Origin of the sequence: Prescottella soli, assembly GCF_040024445.1 — a bacterium.
Classification (GTDB): domain Bacteria; phylum Actinomycetota; class Actinomycetes; order Mycobacteriales; family Mycobacteriaceae; genus Prescottella; species Prescottella soli.
Window position 1 is genome coordinate 580,557 of record NZ_CP157276.1, and the last position, 21,216, is coordinate 601,772.

A 21,216-nucleotide genomic window follows, 5' to 3' on the forward strand; every position below is an offset into this window, starting at 1 on the left:
CTCGGGCGAAACGCTTCCGGGTCCGACCGTCCAGTATCAGAATGTGCGGCGTGACCGCCTCTCTGATGACCGGATTCCGCCGGACCTCCCTCGCCGCGTGCGGGGCGCTCGCCCTGGCGCTGGCACCGATGACCGCCGACGCCGCCCCGGCCTGGGGTCCACTCGCTCCCCCGAACCCGCACCTGGGCCCGGAGGGCACGTCGACGATGCATCAGGACGCGGGATCGTCCGATGCGACGCCGCTCGCCGGGCCGGGCACCGGAGCCGTCTCGATCGCGCAGTACCCGCTCGCGTCGGCGTGCCCGACGCTGCTGCAGGGCTCGGACGGACTGGTCGTCGCGCTGTGCACGACGATGATCGGCCAGAACCCGACCGTGCACCTGCTGGATCCGAACGCCCCGACCGTTCCCGCGGGCGGCACGCTCGCCCAACTCCAGCTCACCAAGGGCAGCCTGCTCGGCGGCGTATACGCCTACCTCGACTCGGACGATCGCCTGGTTGTCGTGGACGGCACCCGGCACCTGCTGCGGATCGGCCACACGCACACGGGCGGCACGTGGACGTTGGCCGTCGAGTCGAGCGTCGACCTGACGGCCGCGATTCCCGACGGGGACAACGTCACGGGCCTGGCACCGGACTGGGCCGGCAACGTCTGGTTCGCGACGGGCGGCGGCATCGTCGGCACCGTCGATGCGGCCGGCGTGGCCCGGACGGTGGCGCTGCCGGCCGGCGAGCAGGTGCAGAACAGCATCTCGACGTCGCCCGGCGGCACGTCGGTCGCCTCGACGCACGCGACGTACCAGCTGAGCGCCCGGCCGGACGCCCAGCCCCACATCGTCTGGCGACAGCCCTACGACCGCGGCTCGGCCCGCAAGCCCGGGCAGCTGAGCTGGGGCACCGGATCGACCCCCACCTACTTCGGTCCGTCGACCGGGTCGGAATACGTGACGATCGTCGACAACACCGACGGACAGGTGAACCTGCTCGTGTACCGCTCCGCCACCGGCGAGGAGGTCTGCAAGGAACCGGTCCTCCCGCCGGGCGACGGCGGGGGCAGCCTGGGCAGTACCGGGAGCGCCGGCGGGTCGGGCGGCAGCCTGTCCGGCAGCGTCAGCGGCAGCACCGGTTCGGGCAGCGGCAGCGAGAACTCGCCGATCGGCATCGGGCGTTCGGTGTTCGTCGCGGGCACCTACGGCTACCCCTACCCGACGGTCCCGGCCGGGGCGGGCGAGGCGGTGCCGGCGTCCGCGCCGTTCCGGGGCGGCATGACGCGCGTCGACGTCGACGCCGACGGCCAGGGATGCACCACCGTGTGGCAGAACCAGGTCCGCAGTTCCGCCGTGCCGCACCTGTCGACGGCCGACGGCAACATCTACACGATGGTCCGGCAGGGCGCCGACATGACGACGCCGCTCGACGGCTTCGCGTACGGGGTGATCGACCCCGACACCGGTGCCGTGAAGACCACCAAGACGATCACCGGGACGATGCTGGGCGACACCCTGCAGATGTCGGCGCTCATCACCCACGACGGCCGGTACATGCAGGGAACGATCTCGGGCATCGTGTCCGTCAATCCCGGCAGCGGGGGGTCGAGCGGCTCGTCGGGATCGTGAACTCGCACACGATTGCGCCTCCCGCGGGCCGGATAACCTGCACGTTTCCCCGCGGGAGGCGCACCCCAACGACGGCGTGTAGTGGACGGCCCTCTACCATCGGGGCGTGCTGTATCGCGGGTTTGTGAACCTGGTCAACCGTCTGCCGCTGCCGTCCCTCGCGGTCCAGAAGTGGATCGCGATCGCGGTGATCGTGTCCCAGGGCGGAATCGCGGTCACCGGATCGGTGGTCCGAGTGACCGCGTCCGGCCTCGGCTGCACCACCTGGCCGCAGTGCTACCCGGGCAGCTTCGTCCCGACGTCGTCGTCCACCGCGCCGTGGTTCCACCAGTCGATCGAGTTCGGCAACCGGTTGCTGACGTTCCTGGTGATCGCGACCGCCGCCGCGGTGGTCCTCGCCGTCACCCGTGCAGGACGCCGACGCGAGGTGCTGGTCTACGCGTGGCTGATGCCGCTGTCGACCGTCGCGCAGGCGGTCCTCGGGGGCATCACCGTGCTGACCGGGCTGCTCTGGTGGACGGTGGCGCTGCACCTGCTGGTGTCGATGGCGATGGTGTGGCTGTCGGTGCTGCTCTACCACAAGATCGCCCAGCCCGACGACGGCGTCGAGGTCACCACGCTTCCCAAGCAGCTGAGCTGGCTCACGGCCCTCACCGGCGTCGCACTGGGCGCAACGCTGGTGGCCGGCACGATGGTGACCGGCGCCGGCCCCCACGCCGGGGACAAGACACCGGAGCGCACGGTCGAACGTCTCGACCTGGACATCACCAACCTCGTGCACCTGCACGCCGAGATGCTCGTCGGATACCTTGCGCTGCTGATCGGCCTCGGGTTCGGCCTGTACGCCGTCGGGGCGAGCGCCGCGGTGAAGCTGCGGCTGAAGGTCGTGATCGCGCTCGTCGTCGTGCAGGGGTGTGTCGGGCTGGTGCAGTTCTGGACGCACGTGCCGGCCGCGCTGGTCACGGTGCACGTGACGCTCGCCGGCGCCTGCACCGCGGCGACCGCGGCGCTGTACGCGGCAGGCCGGGTCCGCGAACCGGTCGGCGAACGCGCCGACACCGAAGCAGTCGCGTCCGCCTGACCCCGGCGTCACTCCACGGAACGACGAAGGCCGGGGTTCTGCTCACGTGCAGGACCCCGGCCTTCGAGTGTTTCAGCGTTCGTTGCGCGCCTTGGGGAAGCGCGTCTGGTGGGCCACCCAGCCCGCCATCTTCGCGAAGTGGCCCTTGCGCGGGGTCACGACACTCGTCAGCGCGCGGTCCCACTCCGAGACGGTGATCTCGTCGAAGGAGGCGACGACCGCATTCGCGATCGCGACCGTGTCGACCACCTGGTCGCCGAGGATGCCGTCGGCGCCGACGAGCGTGATCCGCACGCCCGCGCGACCCACTGGCTGGATGACCGCGCTCGCGGATCCGCCGTGCTCGGACAGGAACTTCCGGATGGCGGCGACCGTGCCCGAGGGCAGGACCGGGGCCGCAGCGGTGCTCTGGGTATCGGTGCTCATGGCCACAGACTACTGTGCGGTAGCCCGGTGACCGGCACGGCAGTCCCATTGGATGTGGGACGGCGGGGTGTACAACAAGAACATGCGCGCAATCGTGGTGTCCGAGAACGGCGGTCCCGAGGTCCTCACCCCCACCGAGGTGTCCGATCCCCGACCCGGCCCCGGTGACCTGGTGGTGGCCACCGAGGCGATCGGGATCAACTTCATCGACACGTACTTCCGCAACGGCACCTACGCCCGCGATCTCCCGTACATCCCCGGCGACGAGGGCACCGGCGTGGTCACCGCGGTCGGCGCCGACGTCACCGAGTTCGGGGTCGGCGACCGCGTGGCGTGGGCCGCTGGACCTGGCAGCTACGCGGAGAAGGTCGTCGTGCCGGCCGCCGTGGCGGTGGATGTACCCGACGGTGTCGCTCCGGCACAGGCCGCGTCGGCGCTGTTGCAGGGCATGACGGCGCACTACCTGATCGAGTCGGCGTACCCCGCGCGGTCCGGGGAGACGGTCCTCGTTCACGCGGGCGCCGGCGGTGTGGGGCTCCTACTCACGCAGATGGCGGCCGCGAAGGGCGTCAAGGTCATCTCGACGGTCTCGACGGACGAGAAGGAGGCCTTGTCACGGGAGGCGGGCGCCTGGCGGGTCCTCCGCTACGGTGACGGGCTCGCCGAGAAGGTGCGTGAACTCACCGGCGGCGAAGGGGTCGCGGCGGTCTACGACGGCGTCGGTAAGGACACGTTCGACGCGAGCCTCGAGTCGCTGCGGATCCGCGGCACACTCGTCCTGTTCGGCGCCGCCAGCGGACCGGTCCCCCCGTTCGATCTGCAGCGCCTCAACGCGGGCGGATCGCTGTACGTGACCCGTCCGACCCTGGCCCACTACGTGCGCGACCGCGAGGAGCTCACCTGGCGTGCGGGCGCCGTCTTCGACGCGATCGCGGCGGGCACCCTGAAGCTCCGGGTCGGTGGGAGCTACCCGTTGGACGCCGCCGAGCAGGCGCACCGCGATCTGGAGGGGCGCAAGACCACCGGTTCGATCGTGCTGGTGCCGTAGCGCGCGACACCGACGACGAGGGCCCCGGTCGAATACGACCGGGGCCCTCGTCGAGGATCGGGCGACTGGCTGCGTCAGAACAGCTGCGCGATGGTCTGCCAGCCGAGGACCGAGTCGACGGCCAGACCGCAGCACACCACCGCGAGGTAGTTGTTGGACTGCAGGAACAGCTTGAGTGGCTTGATGGGGGTGCCGCCGCGGACGCTGTTGTACAGCTGGTGCGCGACGAACAGGAACCAGGCGCCGGCGAGCAGCGTGACGACCGCGTAGATCCATCCGGCGGCCGGCACCAGCGCTAGCGATGCGAGGACGGTGGCCCAGGTATAGATCACGATCTGCTTCGTGACGTGCTTCTCGGAGGCGATGACCGGGAGCATCGGCACGCCCGCGGCCTTGTAGTCCTCCTTGTAGCGCATCGCGAGCGCCCAGGTGTGCGGCGGCGTCCAGAAGAAGATGATCAGGAACAGGACGACCGGCTCCCAGCTCAGCGACCCGGTGACGGCGGCCCAGCCGACCATCACGGGCATGCAACCGGCGGCGCCGCCCCAGATCACGTTCTGCCAGGTGCGGCGCTTGAGCACCATCGTGTAGACGAGGACGTAGAAGGCAATCGTCAGGACGACGAGGAAGCCCGCGAGCAGGTTCGCCCGCCACCACAGCCACAGGAACGATGCGATGCCGAGCGTCGCACCGAAGATGAACGCGTTCCTCGTCGGCACGGCCTGACGGGCCAGCGGACGCAGCGCTGTGCGCTTCATCACCTTGTCGATGTCGGCGTCCACGACGCAGTTCAGCGAGTTGGCACTCGCCGCGCCCATCCAGCCACCGAACAGTGTGCTGAGAATGAGTGCCAGGTCGATGTGGCCGCGGTCCGCGAGCAGCATCGCCGGAATCGTTGCGACGAGCAGGAGCTCGATCACACGCGGCTTCGTCAACGCCACGTACGCGAGGATCGTCGAGATCACACGCCCTCGCAGCGTCGACGTGTCCCGAGAATTTTCCGAATCGGAAGCGGATGCGACGCCGGGGCTGCCGAAGCCGTGTCCGCTCGGCCTATGCCCTGTACGCACGCTGTCTCCTTGCCCCACGCGACTACATCCTTGCTGACTACTGCACTACTACAGACGATGGTAGACGGCCGATACCCGGCAACCGAATCGACCCGAATCAGGGGGCACACTAGGCTAGAGACGCACAAGAGGCTCGCCAGCGCCCACCGCACCCTCACGGCGCCACGCACAACCATGTCAGGAGACATCTGCCCGTGTCGATCACAGACGAGATCCGCGTCCTCACCCACCCGGTCCACCCCGCCGACTGGACGGACCTGGACACCAAGGCCGTCGACACCGTACGAGTCCTCGCCGCGGACGCCGTCCAGAAGGTCGGCAACGGCCACCCTGGCACCGCAATGAGCCTCGCACCTCTCGCCTACACGCTGTTCCAGCGGGTGATGCGCCACGACCCGAAGAACCCCGAGTGGGTGGGACGCGACCGCTTCATCCTGTCGTGCGGCCACAGCAGCCTGACGCTGTACCTGCAGCTGTACCTGTCGGGCTACGGCCTGGAGCTGTCCGACATCGAGGCGCTGCGCACGTGGGGTTCGCTCACCCCCGGCCACCCGGAGTACGGCCACACCGTCGGCGTCGAGATGACGACCGGTCCCCTGGGCCAGGGTCTCGCGTCGTCGGTCGGCATGGCGATGGCGGCCCGCCGCGAGCGCGGCCTGTTCGATCCGGACGCCGCGGCCGGCACCAGCCCGTTCGACCACTTCGTCTACGTCATCGCCTCCGACGGTGACATCGAGGAGGGTGTCACCTCCGAGGCGTCGTCGATCGCGGGCGTCCAGGAGCTGGGCAACCTGATCGTCTTCTACGACGACAACAAGATCTCGATCGAGCACGACACCGCGATCGCTCTCGGCGAGGACACCGCCAAGCGTTACGAGGCGTACGGCTGGCACGTGCAGACGATCGAGGGCGGCGAGAACGTCTCGGCGATCCTCGACGCCGTCGAGGCCGCGAAGGCCGTCACCGACAAGCCGTCGATGATCCTGCTGCGCACCATCATCGGCTACCCGGCCCCGACCAAGATGAACACCGGCGACGTGCACGGCGCCGCGCTCGGCGCCGACGAGGTCGCCGGGGTCAAGCGCGCCCTCGGCTTCGATCCGGAGAAGAGCTTCGACGTCGATCCGGCCGCGCTCGCACACGCCCGCCAGGTCGTGGGTCGGGGCACCGCGGCGCACACCCAGTGGCAGGTCGGCTTCGACGCCTGGGCCGCGCGTGAGCCCGAGCGCAAGGCGCTGTTCGACCGTCTGCACGCCGGCGAGTTCCCCGAGGGCTGGGCCGACAGCCTCCCGACCTGGGAGGCGGACGCGAAGGGTGTCGCGACCCGCAAGGCGTCGAGCAAGGTCCTGAACGCGCTCGGCCCGATCCTGCCGGAACTGTGGGGCGGCTCGGCCGACCTGGCCGGCAGCAACAACACCACGATCGACGGCTCCGACTCGTTCGGCCCGACGTCGATCTCGACGAAGGACTGGAACGCCCAGCCGTACGGCCGCACGCTGCACTTCGGCGTCCGCGAGCATGCGATGGGCTCGATCCTCAACGGCATCGTCCTGCACGGGCCGACCCGCGCCTACGGCGGCACGTTCCTCGTCTTCAGCGACTACATGCGTCCGGCGGTTCGCCTCGCCTCGCTGATGAAGACCCCCGCGCTGTACGTGTGGACGCACGACTCCATCGGCCTCGGCGAGGACGGCCCGACGCACCAGCCGATCGAGCACCTCGCGGCGCTGCGGGCGATCCCGAACATGTCGGTGATCCGTCCGGGCGATGCCAACGAGACCGCCCACGCATGGAAGGCGGCGCTCGAGCACAAGACCGGCCCCACCGCCCTCGCGCTCACCCGCCAGGACATCCCGGTCCTCGACGGCACCAAGAACAAGGCAGCCGAGGGTGTGGCCCGCGGCGCGTACGTGCTGGCCGAGGCGTCCACCGGCACCCCCGAGGTCATCCTGCTGGGCACCGGCTCGGAGCTGCAGCTGGCCGTGGCCGCCCGTGAGGCACTCGAGGCGGACGGCATCGCCACCCGCGTCGTGTCGGCCCCCTGCCTCGACTGGTTCGAGCAGCAGGACCAGGCCTACCGCGACGAGGTCCTGCCTCCGTCGGTGCGCGCCCGCGTCACCGTCGAGGCCGGCATCGCGATGCCGTGGTACAAGATCCTCGGCAGCGACGGCGAGGCCGTGTCGATCGAGCATTACGGCGCCTCCGCCGACTACAAGACGTTGTTCCGTGAGTTCGGCTTCACGGCCGAAGCGGTCACCGATGCGGCGCGCCGCACCCTCGCACGTGTGAAGGGATGAATCATCATGACTGACACTGCAACCCAGAACGCCAACCTCGCGGCGCTGTCCGCGGCGGGCGTGTCCGTGTGGCTCGACGACCTGTCCCGCACGCGGCTCGAGACCGGCAACCTCGCGGAGCTGATCGCCACCCGCAGCGTCGTCGGCGTCACCACGAACCCCACGATCTTCCAGGGCGCCATCACCAAGGGCAACGCGTACGACGCGCAGCTGCGGGAGCTGGCCGAGCAGGGCGCCGACGTCGACGAGACGGTTCGCACCCTCACGACCGACGACGTCCGCAATGCGTGCGGGGTCCTGGCCCCGCAGGCCCAGGCGTCCGCCGGTGTGGACGGCCGCGTCTCGATCGAGGTCGATCCGCGTCTGGCCCACGAGACCGACGCGACCGTCGCGCAGGCGATCGAGCTGTGGAAGCTCGTCGACCGCGACAACCTCTTCATCAAGATCCCGGCCACCAAGGCGGGTCTGCCGGCGATCACCCGGGTGATCGCCGAGGGCATCAGCGTCAACGTCACGCTGATCTTCTCGGTCGAGCGCTACGAGGCCGTCATCGACGCCTACCTCGCCGGACTCGAGGCCGCGAAGGCCGCCGGCCACGACCTGTCGAAGATCCACTCGGTGGCGTCGTTCTTCGTCTCCCGCGTGGACACCGAGATCGACGCGCAGCTCGACAAGATCGGTTCGGACGCGGCCCTCGCGCTGCGCGGCAAGGCCGGTGTCGCCAACGCCCGCCTCGCGTACGCGTCGTACCTGAGGGTCTTCGAGGGTGGCGACCGGTGGGCGGCCCTGGCGGCCGAGGGCGCGCTCGTCCAGCGTCCGCTGTGGGCATCGACCGGCGTGAAGAACCCCGAGTACTCCGACACGATGTACGTGACGGAGCTGGTCGCCGCGAACACCGTCAACACCATGCCGGAGAAGACCATCGAGGCGGTCGCCGACCACGGCACCGTCACCGGGGACACCATCACCGGCACCGCCGAGGCGTCGCAGGCCGTGTTCGACGACCTGGCCGCGGTCGGCATCGACATCCCGGCGGTGTTCGACAAGCTCGAGGTCGAGGGCGTCGACAAGTTCGAGGTCTCGTGGAACGAGCTCCTCGACACGATCACGGAGCAGCTCGCAGCTGCTCGAGAGAGCTGATCCGTGAGCGAACCCGCGGTGGACCGTTGGATCAACCCCCTTCGGGACAGCAGGGATCGGCGACTGCCTCGCATCGCCGGCCCCTGCGCCCTGGTGATCTTCGGCGTCACCGGCGACCTGGCACGTAAGAAGCTCATGCCGGCGGTGTACGACCTCGCCAACAGGGGGTTGCTGCCGCCCGGGTTCGCTCTCGTCGGTTTCGCCCGGCGTGACTGGGCGGATCAGGACTTCAGTCAGGTCGTCCACGACGCGGTCCGCGAGCACGCGCGTACCCCGTTCCGCGAGGACGTGTGGGAGCAGCTCGCGAAGGGCATCCGCTTCGTGCAGGGCAGCTTCGACGACGAGTCCGCGTTCACCAGGCTCTCGGACACGCTCGACACGCTGGAACGGGAGCGTGGCACGCGCGGCAACCACGCGTTCTACCTCTCGATTCCGCCGGCGCAGTTCCCGACGGTGTGCGAGCAGCTGTCGCGGTCGGGGCTGGCGAAGTCGGTGGACGGCCAGTGGCGGCGCGTCGTCATCGAGAAGCCGTTCGGCCACAACCTCGAGAGTGCTCGGGAGCTGAACGCGGTGGTGAACAACGTGTTCCCCGAGGACATGGTGTTCCGCATCGACCACTACCTGGGAAAGGAGACGGTCCAGAACATCCTGGCGCTGCGGTTCGCGAACCAGCTGTTCGACCCGATCTGGAACGCCCACTACGTCGACCACGTGCAGATCACGATGGCCGAGGACATCGGCCTCGGTGGCCGCGCCGGGTACTACGACGGAATCGGCGCCGCCCGCGACGTCATCCAGAATCACCTGCTCCAACTGCTCGCGTTCACCGCGATGGAGGAGCCGGTGAGCTTCGAGCCGTCGGAGCTACAGGCCGAGAAGATCAAGGTGCTGTCGGCGACCCGGCTCGCGGAGCCGCTCGACGAGACCACCGCGCGCGGCCAGTACGCGGGCGGCTGGCAGGGCGGCCTCAAGGTCGTGGGCCTGCACGAGGAGGAAGGGTTCGCGCAGGACTCGACCACCGAGACCTACGCGGCGATCACCCTCGAGGTGGACACCCGCCGCTGGGCCGGTGTCCCGTTCTATCTGCGGACCGGGAAGCGTTTGGGCCGCAGAGTCACCGAGATCGCCGTCGTCTTCAAGCGCGCGCCGCACCTGCCGTTCGACGCGACGATGACCGAGGAGCTCGGCCAGAACGCCCTGGTGATCCGCGTCCAGCCGGACGAGGGCGTCACCATGCGCTTCGGGTCCAAGGTCCCGGGCTCGAGCATGGAGGTCCGCGACGTCAACATGGACTTCAGCTACGGGCAGGCGTTCACCGAGTCGTCGCCCGAGGCGTACGAGCGGCTGATCCTCGACGTCCTGCTCGGCGAGCCGTCGCTGTTCCCGGTGAACGCCGAGGTCGAGTTGTCGTGGAAGATCCTCGATCCCGTACTCGACCACTGGGCGAAGCAGGGCAAGCCGGAGCCGTACGAGGCCGGAACGTGGGGACCGCCGTCGGCGCAGGAGATGATGCGCCGCACCGGGCGTGAATGGAGAAGACCGTGATCATCGAGCTCCCGTCGACCACGACCGGCGCGATCAACAAGAAGCTCGTCGAGCTGCGCGAGACCGGTGGCGCGGTCACTCTCGGCCGGGTGCTGACGCTCGTGGTGTGCACCCGCGAGAGCAAGAACTCCGAGGACGTCATCGACGCCGCGAACGAGGCGAGCCGCGAGCATCCGTGTCGCGTCATCGTCGTCGCCCGCGGATCGCGTTCGGAGGAAACCCATCTCGACGCCGAGATCCGCGTCGGCGGCGACGCCGGGGCGTCCGAGGTCGTGATTCTGCGCGTCTACGGCGAGCTCGCCGATCACGAGGCGAGCGTCGTGGTCCCGTTCCTGCTGCCCGACACCCCGGTGGTGGCGTGGTGGCCGGACGACACGCCGACGGTCCCTGCCCTGGATCCGGTGGGACGGTTGGCGATCCGCCGGATCACCGACGCGACCGGCGCCGCCGATCCGACCGCGACCATCAAGAGCCGCCTCGGCTCGTACACCGCCGGCGACACCGACCTCGCGTGGAGCCGCATCACCTACTGGCGGGCGCTGCTGACGTCGGCGCTGGATCAGCCGCCGCACGAGCAGATTTCCGCCGCGACGGTGTCGGGCCTGGCGACCGAGCCTGCGCTGGACGTCCTCGCGGGGTGGCTGGCCGACCGGATCGAGGGTCCGGTTCGCCGGCAGACCGGACCGTTGTTCGTCGAACTGCACCTCGCCAACGGCGACCGCATCGCGATCAGCCGACCGCAGACCGAGACCACCGCGACGCTGAGCCGCACCGGACAGCCGGACGCGCTGGTGGCGCTCGCTCGGCGCGAGACCCGCGACTGCCTGGCCGAGGAGCTCCGGCGACTCGATCCCGACCAGATGTACGAAGCCGCACTGACCGGACTGTCGAAGGTGGAATATGTCTGACGTGAACGCCCACAGTGACATCCACCGGCCCGCCGGTACCGAAATCCACCGTTTCGCCGACACCGACGCCCTGGTGCGGGCGGCGGCCGAGCGCTTCGTCCACGCGGTCGTCGCGGCGCAGCGGGCGCGCGGGTCTGCCGCGGTCGTCCTCACCGGCGGCGGCACCGGCATCGCTTTGCTCGAGCACGTGCGCACCAACCCGGGCGCCATCGACTGGTCGGCGCTCGACGTGTTCTTCGGCGACGAGCGTTTCCTGCCCGCAGGCGATCCGGAGCGCAACGAGGTGCAGGCGCACCAGGCGCTGCTCGACCACGTTCCGGTCGATCCTGCCCGTGTCCACGTCGTGGCGGCCTCCGACGGTGCGTACGGCAGCGATCCGGTGACGGCGGCGGCCGCGTACGCCGAGGTCCTCGACGCATTCGCGTCCGATCGCACGGGTCCGCTGTTCGACGTCCACCTGCTCGGCATGGGCGGTGAGGGGCACGTCAATTCGCTCTTCCCGGACACCGACGCGGTTCGCGAGCCCGAGCGGCTGGTGGTCGCGGTGACCGACTCCCCCAAGCCGCCGGCGGTGCGTGTGACGCTGACGCTGCCCGCCGTGCAGTCGGCGCGCGAGGTGTGGTTGATCGTCTCAGGTGAGGCGAAGGCCGACGCGGTCGCCGCGGCGGTCGACGGCGCTGCGTCGGAGGACATCCCCTCCGCGGGCGCGCGCGGCATCGAGCGCACGGTGTGGCTGCTCGACGAGTCTGCCGCGAGCAAGCTCCCGAACGCCTGACGACGTCCGTCATTCCGGCTGGTCGTCGGCGGGTTCGCCGGGAACCCACGGCTGCGGTGCCTCACCGGTATCGGCCACGACGGTTCGTGGTCGGCACCCGGTCGCCAACCGAGCGCCGCTGCGCGGTCCGCTCGATGCACGCGCTCCGAGCCGCCGATACGTCGTACCCCTCGGGTTCCGATCCATCCGCGCACACCCTCCCCTGCCAGTCCCGCCATCAGTTCCGTTCGCTGGGTTGGACGCCAGGAATCGCGGTTCGGTTCCCTCGGACCCCGCGGGTGGTACGGCGGTACCATTCCGGCGTGCAACGCGCGGAGTACATCTCGGAGCTCGGAACCGTCCTCGATCGCCACACCGATGCGGCGGCGGAGAAGATAACGGCGATACTCGCAGCATGTCCCGCGGAGGCGACCGAGCTGTGCTTCGACGTGTTCCCCGACCAGGACGGTGAGGGAACCTTCGACGTCTGGGCGCGACTCGACGGCCCGGACCACTTCGCGCTGAACAAGCCCATCGCCGACCACCGCCACCTGTTCGGGATCGTCTACACCGAGGACGGGCTCGAACCCGACGTCCCGCGCTGGTCGAGCAACGCGCCCTTCTGCATCCAGGACGCGATCGTCGACGCAGCCGCGACGTGGGTCGGCGAGTTGTGGTCGCGCGTCGGCCAGAGTCGGTCGTCGTTGCCCTGGTACGTCGAGGGCGAGGACGGCTACGGCACCGTCACCCCGCTGCTGCTCACCCCGGCGGGTCGGTAGCCCTCGGCACTACCGAAGCGCCTCGTTCACGACGGCGATCAGGTCGGCGGCCGCTGTCATCGGCAACGTGTAGTGCGTCGCGGCCTCGACGACGACCGTTCGCGCCGCCGGTACCGACGACCGTACCCGCGCCTCAACTCGGCGGATGTCGTGAACGCGGCTTCGGCCCGCAAGCACCACGGTCATCGGACACCGCACGCCGGACAGCTCACTCGGTCGCGGTCGCCGCGGGACCACCGGCCTCGTCGCCGGAAAGTGCTCGGCACCGAACGCCACGAGATCGAGCCACTCCGGGTCGACCTCCACTCCTGCTGTTTCCCAATCGATCAACGCGCGCTGTCGAGCAGCCGTGGGTCGCATCAACAGAGGCATCGCCCGGACGAGAAAGCCGGCCCGGAAGCCGGCGAAGCACGAGTTCGGGTCGACCAGTACCAGTCGATCGGCCCGGTCCGGGTTCCGGATCGTGAACGCGAGTCCCACCATCGCGCCGTACGAATGCCCGACCATCGCCACACTGGCCAAGCCCAGTGCGTCGAGGACGTCCACCAGCCACTCCATCAGGTCGTCGACGTCGCGCATCGGTTCACGAATCACGCTCCGCCCCACGTCACCGAGGTGATCGACCGCGAAGACACGGTGCGTGGCCGCCAACTCCCCCGCGACCGCGAACCACGAGGTCGATGTCGCACCGCCACCCGCCAACAGGATCACCGGCGGCCCCGCCACGGGACCGCACACGTTGACGCGCGTCGTCCCGTGACGGGTCGTGACGTCGACGCCCTCGACCGGAGCACCCCACTTCCCCAGGACGCGGTCGTACCGGTCGTCGAACGCGCGTCCGGACGCCGTGGCGGCGAACTCGGAGACACTGCTATCGCCCATGCGAACCCCCCTCGACTTTTTCCTCGATGGTCGAGATACTAGGTTGTCGAGAGATGGAGGTCCAGAGGAAATGCAGTTGCCGGAATCGACGAGACCGGACGACGCGGCACACCCCATCGTCCACCGCCTCAGGGCACTGACGGTCGAGCTTCATCTGCTCGGAGCGGAGTTCGCGTCACGTAATCAGTTGCACACCACCGATCTTCGCGCCCTCATCTGCCTGCTCGACGCCGATCGCTCCGGAGTCCCCGCCACGCCCGGCCTGCTGTCCGACGAACTGGGGCTCACCTCCGCGTCGACCACGGCATTGGTGGATCGACTCGAGAAGGCCGGGCACATCCGGCGCAGCCGGGACACCGCCGATCGCCGACGTGTCCTGCTCGGGGTGACGCCGTCCGCGGTGGAACTGGGATGGTCCTTCTTCGGCCCACTGATCGGCGCGGCGACGGAGACGATCGAGCGCTTCACCCCGGACGAGCGGAGCACCGTCGAACGCTTCCTCGTCCAGATGGCCACGGCCGCCACCGCTACGCGTGACGAACTCGCGCCCTGAAACCACAGCGATGAATCGCACGCTTGCCAAAGCCTCTGCGCGCGTGGAGGCTGACGGCATGGAGCGATCCGGAGACTCCGGCGAAGTGCGGCGAGTCAACTTCGCGTTCGTGGCCGACGCGTCGAGCGAGACGCCGGCGGTCGAGCACACCACGCCTGCGCGACCTCACCGACAACCGAATCTGCCGGTGCGAACACCCCCCGACAACGAGATCCCTGCGACCCTCCCCCTTGTCCTTCCCCTCGCCACGACAGACGACGTCGCGATCTGGCTCTACGACCTGACTGTGTACAGCAGCGGAGTGGCCTTCACCCTGCAAGGCCGACACCGACCCGACCGTGAGCCGAAGCCGCACAGGAGTCCCCGGATGTGCCTCGCGGGTCACCCCCGCCCGGGCGAGACCGCGCCCATCCAACTGACGATTTCACTCTCGGACGGCACCGTCCTGCCGAATTCCACTCCCCGACAGGAATTTCCGAAGAACAGCGCGGTTCACTGGCTCGAGACCGGCCACGGGTCGTCGGGTGCGGACTACTACCTGAGTCCGCTGCCCCCACCCGGTTCCCTCGTCGTCACGATCGCTTACCCCGAGTTCGGCATTCCGCCGTCCCGGATCGAGATCGGGGCCGACGCGATCCTGGACGCCGCCACTCGCGTCACGCGCCTCTGGCCGAAGGATTGATTCCGTGCAGCACCGAACGTCCGTACCCGAGGACGAAATCCCTGTGATCCTCCACGGCGGCTGTATCCCGGCCCGCACCGACGACGTCGCACTCTGGATCGACAACATTCATGTGTTCTCGACCGGCATCGAGTTCACGATCCGGGCGCGCTACCGATCGGCGGCGCAGGTCGAGGTATTCGGGCTCGGCCCTGATACCCACCCGCACACGAACGGCGCACGTCTCCACCTGGCCGTTGCGTACCCAGACGGCCGCCTCGCCACGAACACCGTCGACTTCCGTTCACCACCACACGATCCGAACCAGCCGTACCTATCTTCGGGCAGCGCGATCAGCGGAGAAGCGTCCGCGTACGCCCGGCACTTCCTCAGCCCACTTCCGCCGCCCGGGCCTCTCACCGTCGCGTTCGCGCTGCCGGAGGCGTCCATCGGGGAGCACCGGCTGATCCTCGACGGTTCCGCGATCCTCGAGGCTGCCGCAGGTGTCGTACGACTCTGGCCGCCCGAGCAGACCGACACGCCGAACCTCGCCGCCACGCTGTGCTGATACTACGCACCGGCCGGATCGAACTGGACATCAGCCGCACCGGGGCGAACGGCGGTCACACCCTCGGGGCGGCTGGGGATCAGCCCTCGGGATCGGGCGAGACGAGCCAAGTCCGGAAGATCTTCTCGGTTGCGATGCCCTCCACGACGAACGGATCATCGGCTGCGAAAGCTTCCGCGGCCTCCAGCGAGGTGAAGATCGACATCGCCGCGGCTTGTCCCTCCGAGGTTTCGGCGAACGGCCCGATCATGACGAGTGCGCCCGGCCGGTCGATTCGGAACTTGGCCGCGTACGCACTGTGCGCTGGAAAGACCTCTGGGATCCGGGCGCGGGCCGCGTCGTCGGAGTAATACAGCAGGACGACGTGCGGAACCCACACCGGCTGTGCCGTCATTCGAACCCACTCCACGACTTGTTTGTCGGCCGCGATCATTTTATCCGGCGACCGAGTCGACGAGGTAGAGGAATTCCTTGATCGACTCGACCTAGCGGCAGACGCTCTCGAGCGCACCGACGATCGCCGAAGCGTCTTCGGCCGGCAGCAACGGCAACCGGACGTTCGCGCTCGATATCCGGCCCTGGGCGTGAAGAACCGCTTTGATGACGGTGGGGTTGGGCTCGGACATGAGCGCGCAGGCGGGGCCCACGAGTCGGCTGCCCAGAGCTCGTGCGCGCTCGGATCTTTCACTGCGCCACAGCTGGAACAGTTCGACGAATTCACGAGCGCACACGTTCGCCGTGGCCAGGACGGCGCCCGCCGCGCCAATCGCCAGCAGCGGCGAGACCAGCGCGTCCTCCCCCGCGAGGACCGAGAACGAGTCCGCGGAGGCGATCTCCGCGAGCAGCAGCGCGGTGTCGGTGTCCACCGAGCCGACCGCCTGCTTGATGCCGACGATCTGCGGATGCTCCGCCAGCCGCACGATGGACTCCCAACCCAGTTGCCGGCCAGTGCGATACGGAACGTTGTACAGAATCAGCGGGAGTCGGCTGCGATCGGCGATGTATTCGAAATGCGCCACGACACCGGCCTCGGACGGGCGTGTGTAGTACGGAACCACCACCAATACGCCCGCGACGTCGGCGTCTTCGTGCAGCTCCTCGATGGCGCGGACCGTGCCGGCGGTGTCGTTGGATCCCGCCCCGACGACCAGGGGAACACCGCGCTCACGGCAGACCTTGCCGCAGATCTCCACGACATCTCGACGTTCCTGCGGGCTCAGCGTGGACGCCTCCGCGGTGGTCCCGAGCGCGACGATCCCCGCCGCTCCCTCCTCGATCACGCTGTGCGCGAGGCGTTCCAGATCGGCCACCGCGAGTTCTCCACCGTCCGTGAACGGCGTGACGAGCGGGACGAATATTCCTGACGGTTGGAAGGTCATGCACCCAGTCTCACCGGCCACATAATCAAGATCCAGTTACTGTTTCTGATGCCATCCGTAAGCTGATCTGATGCTCGATGTCCGCAAGCTCAGACTTCTTCGCGAACTTGCCCACCGCGGAACCATCGCGGCGGTCGCCGAAGCGCTCTCGTACACGCCGTCGGCGGTGTCGCAACAGCTGGCGGCTCTCGAGCGCGAGGCCGGTCGGACTCTGTTGACGCGGACGGGACGTCGAGTGGCCCTCACGCCGGCCGGGGCCGTGCTGGTCGAGCACGCCGAGGCGATTCTCGCCGACCTGGAACGAGCCGAGGCGGCGCTCGCCGCGAGTGAATCTGGACTGGCTGGATCGGTTCGGCTGGGGGCGTTTCCGACCGCCCTCCGGACTGTCGTGCTCCCAGCAATGCTGGAAATCGGTCGCGCCGAACCGGACCTGGAGTTGACGGTGACCGAAGTCGATCCCGCCGAAGTGCCGGACCGACTCCGCGGGGGTCGGTTGGACCTCGCGCTGGTCCATGAATACGACAACGTGCCTTCGACCGTGGGGGCGGGAATCGAACTCGAACCGTTGCTCGACGAGGTCGTCTACCTGGCCTCGCCCACACCACCGGAGGTGCCCGGCACCGCAGGGATCCGCGATCACTCCGGGAGTCGCTGGATCGTCGGCAACCCCGGCACGCTCTGTCACACCATGGCCGTACGCACCTGCCAGGCCCACGGCTTCGAACCAAGCGTCGCCCACCGGGTCGACGACTTCGCGACCGTCCTCCGACTCGTCGCCGGTGGAGCCGGTGTGGCGTTGGTCCCCCAACTCGGGGCAACCGAGGTGCCAGCCGGGGTGGTACTCACGCCCCTCCCGATCGGCAGGCGGACCCGGATCGCGTACCGCCGCGGCAGCCGATCGCAGCCCGCATTCGCCGCAGTGAGCGCCGAACTGCATCGCGCGGCCCGAGACCCCGGCCTCGCAGCCCGCAACAGCTAGCCGTTGCCGCGCCGGTAACCGCCCGACTTCACTGCCGAACTATTTGCCTTCCAACACTTCCACCAAGGGCCGATACGCAACTTTTGTGGCGAAATCCAGAGCACTCTGCCCATTATTTTCGTTCTTGTAGTTCGAATCCGCACCGTACGCCAAGTACATCTCTACCAACTGCACATCTTCCGGTTCTTTGACGTAGAAGACCGCATACCACAGCGGTTGCCCTCCATACCTATCGCATGTGGCCAGGTCCGCTCCGTGCCGAAGCAGCAATTCCGCGATCTTCAGCTTGTTCTCGATGCCCGTCCAAGCGATTGGCTGACGTTCCGGAAGCAGGTGCAGGGCCGTCCGCCCCTCTATGTTTTGCAGATTCGGATCCGCCCCATGCTCCAAAAGCAGTCTGACCGATTCCGTACGCTCCATTTCAACCGCCAGCATCAATGGCGTATGAAGCATACCCTCCTCGGCTTCATTCACCATTTCCCTATTCTCGTCCAGCAGTTTCCTCAACCCCGACGGGTCTTCTTTCATGGCCAATTTGTGGACGCGGTATTCGCCCGGCTCTACGGTTTTCTCGGCGCGACGCTTCCAGAAGCTCCTCATCACTGCACTCCCCTCATCCTTGTGCGCCGCACCGGCAAACAATGTCCGGTGCCGCGACTGGTGCATCACCGGTCGCAGCGTCGACCTCGTGGCCGGCGGCAACTAGCCGCTGTTGCGCAGCGCGGTCGCGAGCCCGTTCATGGTCAGCTGGATGCCGCGGCGGACACCGTCGGAGTCGTCGCCGCCACGGTAGCGGCGCAGCAACTCCACCTGCAGGTGGTTGAGCGGCTCGAGGTACGGGAAGCGGTTGTGCACCGAGCGGTCGAGCGCGGGGTTGTCCCAGAGCAGGTTGTCGTGTCCGGTGATGGCCCGGTACATCGTGATGGTGCGGCCGTGCTCGGCCGCGATCTTGCCGAACACCTCCTCGCGCAACGCGTCGTCGGGCACCAGTTCGGAATACCGCGCGGCCAGGCCCATGTCGGACTTCGACATCACCTGGGCCATGTTCGACAGCACCGTCCGGAAGAACGGCCACCGCTCGTACAGGCCGGACAGCGTCGCGAGTCGTCCCTCGTCGCCGCTCACCCACTGCTCGAACGCGGTTCCGGTGCCGTACCAGCCGGGCAGCATCACGCGCGACTGGCTCCACGACAGCACCCACGGGATCGCCCGCAGGTCCGAGATCGACTCGGTCGGCTTGCGGGACGCCGGTCGGCTCCCGATGTTCAGTGCCCCGATCTCCGCTACCGGGGTCGACGCCTTGAAGTACTCGACGAATCCCGGTGTGTCGTGCACGAGGTCGGCGTACGCGACGCGCGCCAGTTCGGCGAGTTCGTCGAGGATCGCGTAGGCCGGTGCGGCATCGTCGCCGAGCCCTTCCACGTCGAGCAGGGTCGATTCGAGCGTGGCGGAGACGAGCGCCTCGAGGTTGCGGCGGGCGAGGCGCGGTTCGGCGTACTTCGCGGCGATGATCTCGCCCTGCTCGGTGATCCGCAGCGATCCCTCGACCGCGCCGGGCGGCTGGGCGAGGATGGCGTCGTAGCTGGGACCGCCCCCGCGTCCGACCGTTCCGCCTCGGCCGTGGAAGAGCCGCAGCCGGATTCCCGTCTTGCGGGCCGCACGAACCAGGTCGAGTTCTGCGCGGTACAGGGCCCAGTTGGCGGCGAGGTATCCGCCGTCCTTGTTGGAGTCGGAGTATCCGAGCATCACTTCCTGGCTGTCGCCGCGGTTCGCGACGAGTGCCCGGTAGATCGGTACCTCCAGTGTGGCGGTGAGGGTTTCGGCGCCGCGTCGCAGGTCGTCGATGGTCTCGAACAGCGGCACGATTCCCACCGGGCAGGTGGGGCCGGCGTCGCCGTCCGGGTCGAACAGCCCCACCTCGGCGAGCAGAACCGCGGCCTCGAGCATGTCGCTGACGGAGTCGCACATGCTGATGACGTAGTTCGGCACGGCCTCGGGGCCGATCCGCCGCACCGCGTCCGCGGCCGCGTGCAGGATGCCGAGCTCCTTCGCGGTCAGGTCGCTGAACTCGGCGTGCGGGCCGGCGAGCGGGCGGCGGGTCGCGAGCTCGCCGGCCAGCAACCGGATCCGGTCGTCCTCCGGCAAGGAACGGTAGTCGGGGTGCACGCCCGCCCAGGCGAGTAGTTCCGCGACCACCGTCTCGTGGACCTCCGAGTTCTGCCGCATGTCGAGACCGCACAGGTGGAACCCGAAGACCTCCACCGAGTTCCGCAGCCGGGCGAGCCGGTCGTCGGCGACGGTGCCGTCCCCGTGGGACCGGAGCGAGGTGTCGATGGTCGCCAGGTCCGCGAGCAGCTCGGCCGGGGCGTCGTAGCCCGGCAGGTCACCGTCGACCGCGTGCACGGCCGGATGCCCGAGGATCCGAGCGGCGGTAGCCGTGAGACGGACCCGCAGACCGCGCACCGCCCGGCGGTAGGGCTCGTCCGCCCGGAACGCCGACTCGTCCCCGGATCCATCGGCGAGCCTGTCGAGCTCCGGTGTCACCGTGACCAGCCACGCCGACATCGACAGCTCCCGCTCGAGCACCTCGAGTTCGGCCAGGTGATGTTCGATCGCGGTCTCCGCCGCGCGGTGCGTCGCCCGTCCCACCACATCGGCGGTGACGAACGGGTTGCCGTCGCGGTCCCCGCCGATCCACGAACCCGGTCGCAGCATCGGATCGGCGAGGACGCCGGTGCCCGGCCAGCGCGATTGCAGCGCGTCGCGCAGATCGGCGTTGATCTGCGGGACCACCTCGAACAGCGAGGCGTCGTAGTAGCGGAGCCCGACCTCGATCTCGTCCTGGATCCGCAAGCGGGACAGCCGGATCAACGCCGTCTGCCACAGGGTCAGGATCTGGCGGCGCAACCGGACGTCCACCGCCTGCACCTCGGCCGGGTCCCCGGCCGCCCACTCCCGCCGCCGCATCAACTCCATGATCCGGTGCTGGGTCTCGAACACCGTCCGGCGGCGGGTCTCGGTGGGGTGCGCGGTGATGACCGGCGCGACCAGCGCGCCGGTGAGCGCGCGGGCGGCGGACGGCGGGTCCACGTCCGCCGCATCGAGTTTCGCGTACGTGGCGGCCAAGCTGCTGTCCTGAGGAGGCTCCCCCGCCCGGACGTGGATCGCGCGCCGACGCTCGCGGTGGATGTCCTCGGCGACGTTCGCGAGCAGTGCGAAATGACTGAACGCCCGAATCACCGGGATCGCGTCCGCGGTGTCGATCCGCGCGAACATCTCGGCGAGCTCAGCCCGGTCGATCTCGGACCTGCGGACCCGGAACGATTCGACACGGGCCCGTTCGACGAGCCCGAAGATGTCGTCGCCCGACTGCTCGCGCACGATCTCACCGAGGATCCCGCCGAGCAGGCGAATGTCCTCGCGCAACGGTTCCGTCGCCGCGCGCGACGCGGCCGAGGACGTGGACTCGGAAGTGGGCGACGACGCAGGGATCCCGGTCATGACCCGATTATCGACCGGCGACCGGTCGG

Annotated in this window: 20 protein-coding genes; 13 read left to right on the top strand and 7 right to left on the bottom strand. The window is 68.9% G+C overall.

The window, feature by feature from the left end:
• Positions 1 to 41 precede the first annotated feature (41 nt).
• Entirely contained in the window at positions 42 to 1,616 is a 1,575-nt protein-coding gene (locus tag ABI214_RS02700; RefSeq protein ID WP_348605894.1) for a hypothetical protein, read from the top strand.
• Between the two features lie 106 nt (positions 1,617 to 1,722).
• On the top strand, positions 1,723 to 2,697 hold the full coding sequence (locus ABI214_RS02705; RefSeq protein WP_348605896.1) for a COX15/CtaA family protein: 975 nt from the start codon (positions 1,723 to 1,725) through the stop codon (positions 2,695 to 2,697).
• Positions 2,698 to 2,769: 72 nt separating this feature from the next.
• On the opposite strand, the gene ABI214_RS02710 is transcribed toward ABI214_RS02705, so the two are convergent.
• Positions 2,770 to 3,123, bottom strand: a complete 354-nt coding sequence (locus tag ABI214_RS02710; protein WP_114722729.1) for a hypothetical protein — start codon at positions 3,121 to 3,123, stop codon at positions 2,770 to 2,772.
• A gap of 82 nt (positions 3,124 to 3,205) precedes the next feature.
• Between ABI214_RS02710 and ABI214_RS02715 the strand changes: the two genes are divergently transcribed.
• Positions 3,206 to 4,171: a quinone oxidoreductase family protein gene (locus ABI214_RS02715; protein ID WP_348605898.1), complete on the top strand. Its 966-nt coding sequence runs from the start codon at positions 3,206 to 3,208 to the stop codon at positions 4,169 to 4,171.
• A gap of 74 nt (positions 4,172 to 4,245) precedes the next feature.
• On the opposite strand, the gene ABI214_RS02720 is transcribed toward ABI214_RS02715, so the two are convergent.
• Complete coding sequence (locus tag ABI214_RS02720) at positions 4,246 to 5,241, bottom strand: heme o synthase (RefSeq protein WP_348605900.1); 996 nt, start codon at positions 5,239 to 5,241, stop codon at positions 4,246 to 4,248.
• Positions 5,242 to 5,435: 194 nt separating this feature from the next.
• Between ABI214_RS02720 and tkt the strand changes: the two genes are divergently transcribed.
• The 6 genes from tkt to ABI214_RS02750 all read left to right on the top strand — a co-directional run bounded on the left by tkt (position 5,436) and on the right by ABI214_RS02750 (position 12,664).
• Positions 5,436 to 7,538, top strand: coding sequence for a transketolase (tkt, locus tag ABI214_RS02725; protein ID WP_348605902.1), 2,103 nt, complete (start codon positions 5,436 to 5,438; stop codon positions 7,536 to 7,538).
• Positions 7,539 to 7,544: 6 nt separating this feature from the next.
• Positions 7,545 to 8,678, top strand: a complete 1,134-nt coding sequence (gene tal, locus ABI214_RS02730) for a transaldolase (protein WP_348605904.1) — start codon at positions 7,545 to 7,547, stop codon at positions 8,676 to 8,678.
• Between the two features lie 3 nt (positions 8,679 to 8,681).
• Positions 8,682 to 10,223, top strand: coding sequence for a glucose-6-phosphate dehydrogenase (gene zwf / locus ABI214_RS02735; RefSeq protein WP_348605906.1), 1,542 nt, complete (start codon positions 8,682 to 8,684; stop codon positions 10,221 to 10,223).
• Positions 10,220 to 11,131 (top strand): glucose-6-phosphate dehydrogenase assembly protein OpcA, encoded by a 912-nt coding sequence (opcA, locus tag ABI214_RS02740; protein ID WP_348605908.1) that lies wholly within the window; start codon positions 10,220 to 10,222, stop codon positions 11,129 to 11,131. The genes zwf and opcA overlap by 4 nt, the downstream gene beginning before the upstream one ends.
• On the top strand, positions 11,124 to 11,906 hold the full coding sequence (pgl, locus tag ABI214_RS02745; RefSeq protein WP_348605910.1) for a 6-phosphogluconolactonase: 783 nt from the start codon (positions 11,124 to 11,126) through the stop codon (positions 11,904 to 11,906). The genes opcA and pgl overlap by 8 nt, the downstream gene beginning before the upstream one ends.
• A 302-nt stretch (positions 11,907 to 12,208) precedes the next feature.
• Positions 12,209 to 12,664: a DUF6389 family protein gene (locus tag ABI214_RS02750; protein ID WP_348605912.1), complete on the top strand. Its 456-nt coding sequence runs from the start codon at positions 12,209 to 12,211 to the stop codon at positions 12,662 to 12,664.
• Between the two features lie 9 nt (positions 12,665 to 12,673).
• Here ABI214_RS02750 and ABI214_RS02755 read toward each other — a convergent pair whose 3' ends face one another.
• On the bottom strand, positions 12,674 to 13,546 hold the full coding sequence (locus tag ABI214_RS02755) for an alpha/beta fold hydrolase (protein ID WP_348605914.1): 873 nt from the start codon (positions 13,544 to 13,546) through the stop codon (positions 12,674 to 12,676).
• A gap of 70 nt (positions 13,547 to 13,616) precedes the next feature.
• Here ABI214_RS02755 and ABI214_RS02760 point away from each other — a divergent pair, with 70 nt between their 5' ends.
• The 3 genes from ABI214_RS02760 to ABI214_RS02770 all read left to right on the top strand — a co-directional run bounded on the left by ABI214_RS02760 (position 13,617) and on the right by ABI214_RS02770 (position 15,328).
• Complete coding sequence (locus ABI214_RS02760; protein ID WP_348605916.1) at positions 13,617 to 14,099, top strand: MarR family winged helix-turn-helix transcriptional regulator; 483 nt, start codon at positions 13,617 to 13,619, stop codon at positions 14,097 to 14,099.
• Positions 14,100 to 14,466: 367 nt separating this feature from the next.
• A complete protein-coding gene (locus ABI214_RS02765) occupies positions 14,467 to 14,781 on the top strand; it encodes a hypothetical protein (RefSeq protein ID WP_348605918.1) in 315 nt (104 codons plus the stop codon).
• Positions 14,782 to 14,785: 4 nt separating this feature from the next.
• Positions 14,786 to 15,328 carry a hypothetical protein gene (locus tag ABI214_RS02770; protein WP_348605920.1) on the top strand — a complete coding sequence of 181 codons (543 nt, stop codon included), beginning with the start codon at positions 14,786 to 14,788 and terminating at the stop codon, positions 15,326 to 15,328.
• A 79-nt stretch (positions 15,329 to 15,407) separates the two neighbouring features.
• Here the strand turns inward: ABI214_RS02770 and ABI214_RS02775 are convergent, their stop codons facing one another.
• Together ABI214_RS02775 and dapA are read right to left on the bottom strand one after the other, a co-directional pair.
• Positions 15,408 to 15,722 carry a YciI family protein gene (locus ABI214_RS02775; protein WP_348605922.1) on the bottom strand — a complete coding sequence of 105 codons (315 nt, stop codon included), beginning with the start codon at positions 15,720 to 15,722 and terminating at the stop codon, positions 15,408 to 15,410.
• 91 nt (positions 15,723 to 15,813) lie between these two features.
• Positions 15,814 to 16,707, bottom strand: a complete 894-nt coding sequence (gene dapA / locus ABI214_RS02780) for a 4-hydroxy-tetrahydrodipicolinate synthase (RefSeq protein WP_348605924.1) — start codon at positions 16,705 to 16,707, stop codon at positions 15,814 to 15,816.
• Positions 16,708 to 16,777: 70 nt separating this feature from the next.
• Here dapA and ABI214_RS02785 point away from each other — a divergent pair, with 70 nt between their 5' ends.
• On the top strand, positions 16,778 to 17,686 hold the full coding sequence (locus ABI214_RS02785) for a LysR family transcriptional regulator (protein ID WP_348605926.1): 909 nt from the start codon (positions 16,778 to 16,780) through the stop codon (positions 17,684 to 17,686).
• Between the two features lie 39 nt (positions 17,687 to 17,725).
• Here ABI214_RS02785 and ABI214_RS02790 read toward each other — a convergent pair whose 3' ends face one another.
• Positions 17,726 to 18,352, bottom strand: a complete 627-nt coding sequence (locus ABI214_RS02790) for an ankyrin repeat domain-containing protein (protein ID WP_348611192.1) — start codon at positions 18,350 to 18,352, stop codon at positions 17,726 to 17,728.
• A 36-nt stretch (positions 18,353 to 18,388) separates the two neighbouring features.
• Positions 18,389 to 21,187: a phosphoenolpyruvate carboxylase gene (gene ppc / locus ABI214_RS02795; RefSeq protein WP_348605928.1), complete on the bottom strand. Its 2,799-nt coding sequence runs from the start codon at positions 21,185 to 21,187 to the stop codon at positions 18,389 to 18,391.
• Positions 21,188 to 21,216: the final 29 nt, after the last annotated feature.